This window comes from Flavobacterium sp. KH_035, from assembly GCF_057839565.1.
In genome coordinates this window covers 5,363,183-5,376,456 of sequence record NZ_CM174492.1, presented here as the reverse complement: position 1 = coordinate 5,376,456, position 13,274 = coordinate 5,363,183, and the positions used below count along the sequence as shown (strand labels likewise).

Below are 13,274 nucleotides of genomic sequence, written 5' to 3'. Positions count from 1 at the left end.
ACGCAAACTATCGCAGAAACGTTTTTTATATCAAAATAAAGTGTACCTTTGCACCCATTAAAAATCACAGATGGAATCTATTAGAAACATTGCAATTATTGCCCACGTCGATCACGGTAAAACCACTTTGGTTGATAAAATTATGTATCACTGTCAATTATTTCGTGACAACGAAAACACAGGTGATTTAATTCTTGATAATAACGATTTAGAGCGTGAGAGAGGTATTACTATTACTTCAAAGAACGTATCGGTTCAATATAAAGGAACAAAGATCAATATTATTGACACTCCTGGCCACGCGGATTTTGGAGGTGAAGTAGAACGTGTATTGAACATGGCCGATGGTGTATGTTTGCTAGTGGATGCTTTTGAAGGTCCAATGCCACAAACTCGTTTCGTATTACAAAAAGCGATTGACTTAGGACTTAAGCCTTGCGTAGTTATCAATAAAGTTGATAAAGAAAACTGTACTCCGGAAGAAGTTCATGAAAAAGTTTTTGACTTAATGTTTGAATTAGGAGCTACTGAGGAACAATTGGATTTTCCAACTGTTTATGGTTCTGCTAAAAACAACTGGATGTCTGACGATTGGAAAAACCAAACGGAAAACATCGAGCCTTTATTAGACATGGTTTTAAATAATGTACCTGCTCCTAAAGTGTCAGAAGGTACTCCACAAATGTTGATTACATCTTTAGATTTCTCTGCTTTTACCGGGCGTATCGCTATTGGTCGTTTAGAGAGAGGTGTTTTGAAAGAAGGTATGCCGATCTCTTTAGTAAAAAGAGATGGTGCTGTAACGAAATCAAGAATTAAAGAATTACACACTTTTGAAGGTCTTGGACGTAAAAAAGTTGCGGAAGTAATTGCAGGAGATATTTGTGCTATAGTTGGTGTTGAAGGTTTTGAAATTGGTGACACTATTGCAGATCACGAAAACCCTGAAGGTTTAGCTTCTATTGCTATTGATGAGCCTACAATGAGTATGTTGTTTACAATCAATGACTCACCTTTCTTTGGTAAAGAAGGTAAATTTGTAACTTCTCGTCATATTAGAGAAAGATTGACAAAAGAATTAGAGAAAAACTTAGCGATGAAGTTAGGTGAAACTGATTCTGCAGATAAATTCATGGTTTTTGGCCGTGGAGTACTTCACTTATCTGTTCTTATTGAGACAATGAGAAGAGAGGGTTATGAGTTGCAAATTGGTCAGCCACAAGTTATTATCAAAGAAATTGATGGTAAAAAATGTGAGCCAATTGAGGAATTAACAATCGATTTGCCAGAAAATCTTTCAGGTAGAGCAGTTGAGTTCGTAACACTTCGTAAAGGTGAAATGTTAAGTATGGAGACTAAGGGCGAGCGTATGATCATTAAATTTAATATTCCATCACGTGGAATTATTGGTTTAAGAAATCAATTGCTTACGGCTACTGCCGGTGAAGCTATTATGTCGCACCGTTTTATTGGATATGAGCCTTTCAAAGGAGAAATTGCCGGACGTAACAAAGGTTCATTAATTTCTATGGAAAAAGGAAAAGCTATTCCTTATTCTATCGATAAATTGCAAGATCGTGGTAAGTTTTTTGTTGAGCCAAATGCCGAAATTTACGAAGGGCAAGTAATTGGTGAAAACTCTCGTGGTGATGATATGTGTGTAAACGTAACTAAAGAGAAAAAACAATCTAACGTTCGTTCTTCTGGAAATGATGAAAAAGCGAGAATTATTCCTCCAATCATTTTCTCATTAGAGGAAGCATTAGAGTACATTCAGAAAGATGAGTATGTAGAGGTTACTCCAAAGTCTATTCGTCTTAGAAAGATTTATTTGACTGAAACGGATAGAAAAAGATTTAAAATCTAATTTATCCTGTAAATAATAAAAAAGCCATTCGATACTTCGAATGGCTTTTTTATTGCTCAATATTTTGGGTGAAACGGGTATTTCGAATACCCAATCGGAAGTTGTGTAATTTATCTTTTTAAGCTAAAATGGCCTTTTACAACTCTTCCATTAGCAAATTGGATGTTAAACCAATAATCATCTGATGGCAGTTGCTGGTTGTTAAAAGAGCCGTTCCAGCCCAGCATATTATTTTTATCCATTTGTTTGAGTAGCTTTCCATAACGATCAAATATGAATATTTTATAATCAGGAAGCTGATCGGAGTTTGTTATAATCCATAAATCATTATAACCATCGTCGTTTGGAGTGAAAAAGCGAGGGTAGTCTACAATATATACCTGAAATAAATTAGATAATCCGCAACCGTTTTTGTCTCTTGCGACAGTATTGTAAATTCCGGGTCTGACATTGGTGAATAACGGATTGTCCTGAAAAACACTTCCGTCTAATGAAAATTCATAGTTACCAACTCCTGTATATTGAATTAAGACAGAATTTTGATCACCGGAGAAATCTTTTACAGATGCACCAGTTATAGCTGCAGGTTCTGAAAGTATTACTTTGAATTTTTTGGTTTTTTCACAACCGTCTGCATTTTTTACAAGCACTGAATAATTACCCTCTGTGCTTACAGTAATGGAGTTTGAGGTATCTCCGGTGCTCCATAAATAGCTGGCAAAGCCGCTGGCAGCAGTTAAGGTAATCGGTTCCTCTTTACATAAGTATTTTGATTCCTCTTCGAAGTTAGGCGGATCGAAAGTATTTACAACAAGGGTAATGGGAAGTATATCGTAACAATCTGGTCCATTTGTGGCTTTTACATAAATTATTTGAGTAAAAGCAGTAGTGTTTTTAAAGATATTTGGTAGTGCATTTGTGTCAGATAAAGCATCGTTGGTGTTTAAAAAGTAGCTAAAAGTTAAGCCCGATGGTAAACCTGTAGCAATTAGAGGCGTAACTTCGGTATTAAGATCAAATTGGGATAGGCCGTCTTGTTTTTCATCTTTGTCACAAGTGGTGAAAGGATTTTGACTGGCAATTGGAGTGTTGGAAATTTGCAATGTTACTTCTGGAAATTTAGCGCAGCCGTATTGATTTTCAAGTCTGACAAAAATAACTTGATTTTGGGATTTATTACGGTATTTTTCTGGTGCCAGAATTGCATTGGTTTTAGCTTGCGCATCTGCTAATGATTCGTAGTATCCTTTGTTCAGTGTTTCGGCAACATTATTTTTAATGAGATTGGCAACTTTTGTAAGGTTGAAGATTGATACGTTGTCTGCATCATCATCACATTGCGTTAATGAAGTATTGGTTGATAAAATTTCCGGTGTAAACTCAATTTTAATTTGCCCGGTGGCAACGCATGTCGTGCCATCTCGAGTGGCTTCTACTTTATAATTCCCTGTAGCTGTTGCGGTATATCTAGAGCCAGTTTCTATAGGAGAAACTTCTACATAATTGTTGGGAGTGTTTTCTTTTAACCATTTAAAAGTGTAGAGACTATCGTCAAGATGTGTTTCTAATACAATGCCTTCACCAAAACAGGCGGGGTTCTTATCGGCAATTGTTCTGTCTGCTCCAAAATTTATATTCGAGGTAAAACTTCCGGCTTCTATAAAAACAGCAGAGTTGTATTGTCCCGTTTCATCATCGGCAATTACCAGTTTTAAGTGATATTTTTTACCTGGTACAACTTGCGAATGAGCATTCATAATAACAGTTTGTCCTGCGTAATTTATAGGGCTGTTGACGGTATTATAGCCATTGAAGAATTTTTCATTTAAAGGTGCACAGCCGTCTTCGTTTACACCATTTGCCAAGTAAGGCTCAATTTTGGGATGGACAGTTGTAGATGAAACAGGTATTGTAGTGTTAGGTAAAATGGCTAAGTTTTTATAGGGATCACTTGTGTTTGCTTCTTTTATTAGAAAAGCAAATCCATCTGAGTATTGACACGGATAATATATCTGATATTCGTTTGATGCAAAAATATAATTGAAACTGATAGAGTTGGTTAGCGCAACAAAATCAAATTCAAGGACTGTTGCCTGCTGACTTTCCGTATTGTTTAATGCCTGATTTAAGTCTGTGTCACCTGGCCAGCTATCGTTGATAATTCCAATAGAGCTTGATCTTATAAATGGCCCCGCAGCATTTTTACTTGGTGATGTACTTAAAACAATACCTGCTGAAAATGGAAAACTACCACCTCCTGAATTAAAATATGCATAACTTTTACCCGTATTTGCCGGGTTTCCGGTTGCATTAACAGCGCTAATATCAATACAAGTGCTGTTTATTAAAATGTTTTTTGCTAAATCTTCGGGAGTTCTGGAATCGTCTACAGTAATATTCTGCGCTTCTATCTTTACAGATAACAAGCACAGAAAAAATACTAGCGATAAGGCTTTAAAGTAGTTCATAGTATAGCAAATATACTATAAATCTCTTTTCTTTAATAGTTTGTATGAAAAGTAAACAAATAAGAATGTCCAGATTAAAACGATTAAAATTGAGGTATAGTGTACACCATAATCTTTAGTGCTTTCAACGCCTATTTGTGTTCCGATAGATCTGATTACCGATAACCTTGTAAAAGGCTCAATAATTAGGTTTGACATGGCTTCTAGCGGGAAAAATTTCATTATGGTGTAACTAGTTTGGCTTTCTGGAAAAATCTGAAAGATCAAAAGGCCTTTTACAATTCCTTCAATAATACTCCATACTAGAAGAAAACCTAAAGCAAAAGCAGAGCGTTTTACCAGAATCCCCAAAAACAAACAAAATGCGAAGAAACCGGAGAGTTTTACGAAAAAGGCAAGAAGGTAATCTAAATCCATAAAAATAACGTCAAACTCAGTATACGATGAAAAGCAAAATCCAAGAATCAAACTCATTATAAAAACAAAAATAGTCGAACCTAATGCAAACAATATGACTGTCAGGAATTTTGATAAAATGAATTCTTTTTTGCTTAAACCGTCAATTAAGTTTTGTTTTAAAGTGCCGTAACTGTATTCATTGGCCATCATCGAAACAATGACTATTGCCAGGAAAAGTTTAAGTAAAGCAGCTATATAGGTATTAAAATGCCAGATAAATGGGAAGTTAAAGATACCCATTTCTGCCGCATGAAATTTGAATGGACCTATGTCAAATTTTATTGAGGCTATTAAAGCAATAAACGAAAGCAGTACGAAATAGGTTAAAGTCAGGATACGGCTGGCTTTGTTTTTCCAGATTTTTTGTAGTTCTATAGAGATTAGTCTGTTCATGGTCTAGTTGTTTTGGATAGTGGCGTTCTGGGTTAATTCTAAAAATTGTGCTTCTAAACTGTTTTTGCGTTTTACCAAATGACTTAAAGCAATATTTTTAGAAAATAAAAAGAGATTGAGTTCTGAGGCTGATAATTCAGAGTGGAGATAGACTAGAACTTTGCCGTCTTCTTCTGTGATTTTTTCTACTGCCGGATGAGTTTCCAGAATGGTTTTTAGTGCCAGATTATCATTCGCCTGAAGTTCAAAGAAACCTTCGTTTGCAGACATACCATCTACTGAGCCGGAGTATAAAATTTCTCCTTTTCGTAAAACAATTACATGTGAACATACTTTTTCGACTTCATCCAGTAAGTGAGAGGCTAATAAAATAGTCGTTCCCTGTGACGCAATTTTTCTGATAATATCCCTGATCTGATGAATCCCCTGTGGATCTAAACCATTTGTTGGTTCGTCCAGAATTAAAATTTCAGGATCATTTAACAATGCTGAAGCAATGGCCAGACGTTGTTTCATTCCTAACGAGAAAGTACTGAACTTACTGTCTTTTCTTTCGGATAAGCCTACTAAATCAAGTTTCTCATTAATTTTTGAATAATTGATGCTTTTTATTTTGCAAACCAGTTTCAGATTTTCTTCCGCAGTCATGTACGGGTAAAAGTTGGGTCTTTCGATAATCGCGCCTACTTTTTTTAGTGCTTCATGCGTTTGTACTTTTCCTCCAAACCAGCTGTAGTTTCCGGATGTTCTGTTAACTACATTCAGAACAATTCCTAAAGTGGTTGATTTGCCGCTGCCGTTTGGGCCTAAGATGCCATAAACGTGGCCTTTTTGTATTTCAAAAGATACATTTTTTAAGGCTTGAATGCGCCCGTATCTCTTGTGAAGATTTTCAATAGTAAGTATGGTTTCCAAATTTATTTCGGTTTTAGTTTTATGTATGACGATTCAACTTGTATATTGTTACGTTAAATTTATTTTTATCAGGCTATTCATGTAAATTTGTAATAAAGATATTCAAAAAAATGAGCGAACCTTTAATGGTTTTAAAAAAACCATCCTATCCTTTAATGCCATCTCTGCTAAGCTATTTAGAGCGATACGAACGTATTTCGAAAGTATCTGTGTTCTATGATGATTTATTGCGATTTACGGGTTCTGTAAATGTTTATGATAAAAACGAAACGGATACTTTGTGGATTAGGGTGTATTACAATGAATTTGAGCGAAATGAAATCGATCTGAATCTTAAAAAAATATATTCGCTTTTACATTCTGATGGAAATAACGAGATTATTCAGTATTTAAATATTGACGCAATTGATTACTGTACCTTTGGAAATTCTAAACCTTTTCGAATAAAAGTCCGTAATATTCTCAATGATAATTATGTACATTTTTATATCAAAAAAGCGGATGCTTCAAGAATTTATGGATTGGAGCTGGAAGATATTCTCTCCCCTGACAAGATCAATTTTTTAGTTTTTAAGGATACTTTAATTGAAGAGCACATCATCGGGATCCCGGGCGATGTTTTTATGGATACTTTATTAGATAGTTGTACAGAAATGGAAAAGTCACAAATTGCAAAAGAGTTTGTGAAGTTCAACGAACGTTGTATGATTAGGCTTTTGGGTGACATGCGTGCTTATAATTATGTGATTGTTCCCATTCATGACTTCGATCAGGTAGTTTATAAAATCCGTCCAATTGATTTTGATCAGCAATGTTATGAAGGGAATTTTAAAGTGTATCGTCCGCAGTTTTTCAAAGAAAATTATCCGATGATCAAATTGATTAAAGAAAAATTGGAGGACCGGTCAATTATTCAGTACAAGGATGAGGAAAGAGCGATTTTGGCGAAACGTATCCATTCTGCCGAAACCAGAATCAAAAAACTGCTGAACATCATGTGTCACGATACGATTTCGACAGAAGAGCATCTGAATCAACTAAAAATGGAATTGTACCGTTATACCAATGATATGAAGTTCAAGAATGCTAAATCTATGGGGCATATTATGTTTGCTGCTTTTGAATTTATTACACGCAATTTTAAAAATACACACCTACTTTAAATACCGCACTCAATAAAAATCTTTTGTGGTTAGCACATTTTAGTTAGGTTAAATTAAAAGAAGATATTATGAAAAAGTTTTTTTTACTCGGGGCTTCTATAGCCTTACTGGCTTGTCAGCAACAATCCAATACAAATTTAAAAACGTTATATGCACTTCCGAAGAAGCTAAAAGAAGTTTCAGGAATTACTTATTTCCCTGAAACGAATTTAATTTATGCGGTAGAAGACAGTGGTAATAAAAATGAAATTTATGCGATAAAATCAGATGGGAAGATTGCCAGATCGATTGTTGTTTCAAATGCGACTAATGTAGATTGGGAAGATATTACCAGAGATAAAAGCGGGAATGTTTATATAGGCGATTTTGGAAATAACGACAACGAGCGTAAAGATCTGTGTATTTATAAAGTCAATAAGAATCAGTTGAATAAAGATTCAGCAGTGGCAGAGTATAAGGTTTCATTTTCCTACCCGGAACAAACGGAATTTCCTCCAAAGAAAAAAGAATTGTTTTATGATGTTGAAGGTTTTTTTGAACATGGAAATTACTTTTATCTTTTTACCAAAAACCGCAGTAAAAACTTTGATGGAACTGCTTTTATTTATAAAATTTTGAATGCGCCTGGGACTCAAAAAGCTACTAAAATTGGAGAGTTTAAGACTTGTGACAATTATAATCATTGTGTTTTAACCAGTGCGACAATTAGTCCAGACGGAAAAAAAGTAGTTTTATTAAGTCATGATAAAATTGTTTTGTTTAAAGGCTACAAAAGCGATTTGTTTCATAAAGGATCTCAAGCCGAAATTAAACTGGACCACTTTTCGCAAAAAGAAGCCATCGTTTTTAAAGATAACAACACCTTGCTGATTGCTGATGAGAAGGCAAATAAAACGGGTGGGAATGTTTATGAGTTTAAACTCTAAGGTTCTGAGGTACTGAGGTGCTAAGGTTCTAAGGTTTTTGCCACGAATTCACGAATGATTTAATAAATTAAAATTCGTGAATTCGTGGCTAATTTTTTGAGCTTAGGGCCTTAGCACCTCAGTGCCTTAGTACCTATTAAAGTTAAAAGCTGTACGCCGCTCCAAAAATGACTCTTCCTGTTTCGTCTGGAGATTTGAAATAAGTGATTCTTGCGGTTAGAACATTGATCGCATTTAGCCAAAGTCCGCCACCGTAATCCTGATGCCATTTTCTGGAATTTTCACCGTCCAGCCAGATTCTTCCGTAGTCAAAACCACCCAGAATTCCGTAAGTGAACGGAGCAATTGTTTTCTGAATTTTACCAATACTGAATCGCAAGTCGGTGCTTTGCGAAAAATAAGAGCTTCCTAAAAAGCGTTCGTTTCTGTAACCACGTAAGTCAGTATCACCACCTAAAGCAGCACCCTGATAAAATTCGTAATTATTATTCAGGAGTGCTTTTCCTTTTAAAAGAGTAGCTAAAACCAGCTTTCCGTTAGAATCAATTTTATGCGTAAATCCTAAAAGGCTTTCAAGAGTCGGGAAGTTTTGCTTGGTTTTATTTAGATTTGCTAACCACGCTGCCGAGATCATGAAAGTAACTCCCAAAGTAGGTTTTGCGGCAAAATCAGAATTTTTGAACTGATATTTGATTTTTGCTCCACCAAATACCTGACTTTCAAAAACATTCGGATTGATGATGTTAGGAATGTCAATAAATCGGTTTTGGGTTTCTTCTACTCTCATTTGTTGGAACATGGGCTGGATGCTGAACTCGCTTCCATATCGTCCGACATGTCGGATCGCTGCCGAAACATTAAATTTCTGGATGCGAACGCGGTTATAATCCATATCAAATTGTTCTGTATTATTGACAGTTTCATTTCCGTATCCAAAATAATTCATTGCAAAATTTGGAGTTGTGTACAGAGATTCAACGTCAATAACCCATTTGCCCAGCAAGCCCGGAAAATGTGCAGCATAATTAAATTCTAAACCTCCTGTTGCGAAATAAAAAAAACCGTTTAAAATATGTTTTTGTGTATATGGATTTTGTTTAAAATTGTTGATGGTGTAGTTTAAGTTAAAGCCAAGTTTTACACCATCGTCAGGATTGTATCCAATATTAGGAAGCCCTGAAACCACATTGTATTTCGGTTTTTCATAATTGTATAAGTTGACATCGTAATCATCTGTCAGTTGCGTTCCTGTTTTTGAATCCAGATTGTAAGTGTTTTCTTTTGATTTAAAATCATAAACAATAACTCTTTTTCCGTTTTCAATGTTATAAGTGTCATTATTTTGTCCACCAATTAAACGAATTTTTATCTTCGATTTCTGATTGCCCGTTACCTGAAAAATATCATTATCATCCAAGCCGTAAATCCATAAATTGCAAGTCTTGGCATCTGTAAGGGTTTTGGTATAGATTAATTCGTCGCCTTCCTTTTTTATTCTGAAAACCTTAATTTCCAAAGTTTTTTTAGCGCTATGATTGATTACGAATTTGTCCTTTTTATCAGTTCCGGCAATCATCACGGTATGACTCAAAACATCAAAGTATTCGGAAGCATATTTTTGAAGTTCCTTCTTTCTGCTTTTTAACTTCTGTTGTATGTCTTTAATAGTCTCGTCCTGAACTTCTTTTGGCAGGCTTTTAAAGGCATTGTCAATATCAGCATCGGTTAAGTTTTCCTGAATGTATTTTGCCTGAGCGATCCAGTCTTTTTCGTCGGCAGTTCTCAAAAACGCCAAATCGAGTGGGTAAGGTTCTCTGTTGAGCCATTTTACGTTATCGATTTTGTCTTTGAATGTACGCATGTGACGCAGTGCAGGAATGTTCATCAAGAGTGAAAGTAAAGTACCGTCATATTTCGAAAAAGCCTGATCGCGATCGCGTGGAATTGGTTTGTAAGTAACCTTTCCGCCTTTTTTATACTCGCCCCAACGCCATTGATCGTCATGTCTGTCCCAATCGCCAATTAGCATGTCAAACAAACGTGCTTTTATATATTCGTTTTCATCAACCGTATATTTTTCATCTTTATGAAGGTTTTTCATCATATCAGATGTGCTTATGATATCTGTTGGATTTCCAAAGTTTTTACCGTCCAGATGATTGTCGGCAGGTCTTTCTTCGACCATGTACAACTCATCTCCAAAATTCGAATTGAATTCTTTTAAGGTATTTTGTTTTGGAATGTAATATATAATCGGATTTGTATGCGCCAATCCTAGTTTGTCCGCCAGATTGCCAACTGCAAAAGGAGTATAAGGATGAGAGGTTGTGTAGAAGTCTAACAAAAAGTTTTCGGCATAGGTGTTTTCAAAATCATTAACAATGTACTGATCTTTAAAGGCTACAGACTGTAAAAATTGTGTAGCACTTTTTTTCAACGCACGCAACACATATTCACGGCCTTTAGGATCAGATACTCTTAAGGATTTGGACTGGTGTCCGCCGCCTTCGCGAATAGGTTTAAGCCCGCCCATTAAAGTGTCTAAGGTCGCAGTTTTAGCCTCGATCGGTAGGCTGTAATATTTTCTGTAATGATTTCCGAAAAGGAATTTATGGAATACACTTTTTTGGGTCATTTTTTCAGAATAGATCGAAGTGGTCATCTTAGCAGGGAAATTATTCGGAATATCAGCAGCCCAGTTGATTTCTTTGGCTTTTATGATTTCATGCTCAAAAAGTAATTTTTCGTGGTTGTTTTCATTTCCAAAGAAAGAAACTTTGGCATCTCCGCTTTTGAATAAAGTTAATGTGGCGTAACCATTTCCTCCATAAGAGAAATCGGTTGAATTGATTGCTCTTGCAGCTTCAGATTTTGATCCTGCACCACTAATAATTTGCTTGATGTTTTCTTTGTTCACGTATTGCAGATTATGATCGTGTCCGGAAACTACAATTACATTTTTCTGCTTTTGCAAAAGTGTCTTAATGCGCTTGGCATAAATCGTATATTGTTTGTTTTGAATGTCCTGTGGACTGGCGCCGGAAGTTTTTCGCAGTAAATTAATGATAGAACCAATTACCGGAAGCGGTATCTTTTGCTCTAACGGAAACAATTGTTTTTCTAACGAATACTGTCCGCCATGCGAGCCATTGCTCATCAGAGGATGGTGAATAGCAAGGATAACTGTTTTTTCCTGGTTTTTATTCAGGACGCTTTCCAGTTCGTCAAAGAAATCTTCTCTGGTTTTGATGTCACAATTGTCATTGATTGTGGGATGGTTGTCCCAGTCTTCCAGAAACCATTCACTGTCTATGGTAACTAAAGTTGCTGTACTGTCTATTTTTATATCTTCTATGGCACAGCTTTTTCGGGGCAAGAAGGCTTTTTTATCGTTTAAATATTTAGTCACAAAATCGGCCTGACGTTCCAGACCTTTGATACCGTTGTACCAATCGTGGTTTCCGGGAATAACAATTGTTTTTCCTCTAAATCCTTTGGTGAGTTTTAATTGATTGGAAAGTTTTGTTTCTGCCAAAGCCTTTTCTGTGGCATTATCATTAGCAGGAAAACCTTTAGGATAAATATTATCTCCTAAAAAAAGTAAAGTCGATTTTTTATTGGCTTTTTTTAGTTTTTGGTGCAGTAGTTCAAGTGTTTGTTGTGCTTTTTCTTCATCGGCATTTCCGGCATCTCCTACTAAATAAAAAGTGTGGGCAATTTTTATGCTATCTGTTGCGTTTTCCGTTTCGTTAGCACTGACATTTTTGCCGTATTGCGCTTTATGTGTCGCACAGGAATAGGCCAGCAGCAGGACCGTTATTGCCAAAGAACAAGTTTTAATTTTCGCAATAAAATGATTATCCAAAAACAATTTCATAATTTAGTGGTGTAAAAATATTCTCTATGAATTTAATAGAACAATCCGAAGATTTTGTTAGTAATTTACTCAAAGATAAACTTTCTAATTTATATTCTTATCATAATTTTAACCATACTTTAACGGTCGTAAATGCTGTAAAAGAGCTTTGTAAAAAGGAAGATGTTAAGGCAGAGGAGAAAGAAGTACTTTTAGTGGCGGCCTGGTTTCATGATAGCGGATATATTAACGGTTATGAAAATCACGAGCAGGAGAGCGTAAAAATTGCTACAGCTTTTTTGAAAGACAAAGGACTGTCGGAGGAATTTATAGCGCAGGTTTCGGGTTTGGTTCTGGCAACTGTAAAAGAGTATATTCCCAAAACACATTTGGAGAAAATAATTAAAGATGCAGATTTTGCCCATCTCATGGGGGCTGAATATGCAACTACTTGTGAATTATTGCGTATTGAATTAAAGAATACCTGGAATTTGAATTTTTCTAATGCCGAATGGGCAAAAGAAAACCTAAATTTTTTAATGAATAAACATAGGTTTTATACAGATTATGCGCTTAAAAAATGGCAACCTTTAAAAGAGAAAAACTTGCTTTTGGTTCAGAAGAAAATTGAAAAACAGGAAAAGAAAGAAGCGGATAGAATCGAAGAAGAAAACAGAAAGAAAGAGAAAGTTGAAAAGCCGGATCGTGGTGTCGATACGCTGTTTCGTGTTACGTTAGGAAATCATACCCGACTGAGCGGGATTGCCGATAGCAAAGCCAATATTTTATTATCTGTTAACGCTATTATTATTTCGATTGCATTGTCTACGATTATCCCGAAACTGGACAGTCCGAAAAATGCACATTTGGTTGTTCCTACTTTTATTATGTTGATTTCTAGTGTAGTGACTATTATTTTTGCGATTCTTTCCACGAGACCAAAAGTGACTACGGGTGTGTTTACCCGGGAGGATATCGAAGCCAAGAAGATTAATTTGTTATTCTTTGGGAATTTCTACAAAATGCCATTGGAAGAATACGACTGGGCGATGAATGAAATGATGAAAGACCGTGACTATTTGTATTCCACGATGATTAAAGATTTGTACTATCTGGGATTGGTTTTGCAGCGCAAGTACAATTTACTGCGCATTGCTTATAATCTTTTTATGGTGGGGATAATTGTTACTGTTATCGCTTTTATAATTGCTTTCAAATCAATATAAG

At 35.6% G+C, this 13,274-nt stretch carries 8 protein-coding genes; 4 read left to right on the top strand and 4 right to left on the bottom strand.

All coding sequences use genetic code 11. The annotated features are described in order from the left end of the window. Positions 1 to 70: 70 nt before the first annotated feature. Positions 71 to 1,867 (top strand): translational GTPase TypA, encoded by a 1,797-nt coding sequence (typA, locus tag AC3IS6_RS21725; RefSeq protein WP_489162475.1) that lies wholly within the window; start codon positions 71 to 73, stop codon positions 1,865 to 1,867. Positions 1,868 to 1,977: 110 nt separating this feature from the next. Here typA and AC3IS6_RS21720 read toward each other — a convergent pair whose 3' ends face one another. The 3 genes from AC3IS6_RS21720 to AC3IS6_RS21710 are packed head-to-tail and all read right to left on the bottom strand — an operon-like array spanning position 1,978 to position 6,102. Further along, positions 1,978 to 4,335, bottom strand: coding sequence for a T9SS type B sorting domain-containing protein (locus AC3IS6_RS21720; RefSeq protein ID WP_489162473.1), 2,358 nt, complete (start codon positions 4,333 to 4,335; stop codon positions 1,978 to 1,980). A 15-nt stretch (positions 4,336 to 4,350) separates the two neighbouring features. Next, positions 4,351 to 5,187 (bottom strand): ABC transporter permease, encoded by an 837-nt coding sequence (locus tag AC3IS6_RS21715; RefSeq protein WP_489162472.1) that lies wholly within the window; start codon positions 5,185 to 5,187, stop codon positions 4,351 to 4,353. A 3-nt stretch (positions 5,188 to 5,190) separates the two neighbouring features. After that, positions 5,191 to 6,102 carry an ABC transporter ATP-binding protein gene (locus AC3IS6_RS21710; protein ID WP_489162470.1) on the bottom strand — a complete coding sequence of 304 codons (912 nt, stop codon included), beginning with the start codon at positions 6,100 to 6,102 and terminating at the stop codon, positions 5,191 to 5,193. Between the two features lie 110 nt (positions 6,103 to 6,212). Between AC3IS6_RS21710 and AC3IS6_RS21705 the strand changes: the two genes are divergently transcribed. Together AC3IS6_RS21705 and AC3IS6_RS21700 are read left to right on the top strand one after the other, a co-directional pair. Continuing rightward, positions 6,213 to 7,265 (top strand): hypothetical protein, encoded by a 1,053-nt coding sequence (locus tag AC3IS6_RS21705; RefSeq protein WP_489162468.1) that lies wholly within the window; start codon positions 6,213 to 6,215, stop codon positions 7,263 to 7,265. 68 nt (positions 7,266 to 7,333) lie between these two features. Next, a complete protein-coding gene (locus tag AC3IS6_RS21700; RefSeq protein WP_489162467.1) occupies positions 7,334 to 8,191 on the top strand; it encodes an SdiA-regulated domain-containing protein in 858 nt (285 codons plus the stop codon). 142 nt (positions 8,192 to 8,333) lie between these two features. Here the strand turns inward: AC3IS6_RS21700 and AC3IS6_RS21695 are convergent, their stop codons facing one another. Beyond that, on the bottom strand, positions 8,334 to 12,068 hold the full coding sequence (locus AC3IS6_RS21695) for a metallophosphoesterase (RefSeq protein ID WP_489162465.1): 3,735 nt from the start codon (positions 12,066 to 12,068) through the stop codon (positions 8,334 to 8,336). 26 nt (positions 12,069 to 12,094) lie between these two features. Here AC3IS6_RS21695 and AC3IS6_RS21690 point away from each other — a divergent pair, with 26 nt between their 5' ends. Next, positions 12,095 to 13,273: a Pycsar system effector family protein gene (locus AC3IS6_RS21690; RefSeq protein ID WP_489162463.1), complete on the top strand. Its 1,179-nt coding sequence runs from the start codon at positions 12,095 to 12,097 to the stop codon at positions 13,271 to 13,273. Position 13,274: the final 1 nt, after the last annotated feature.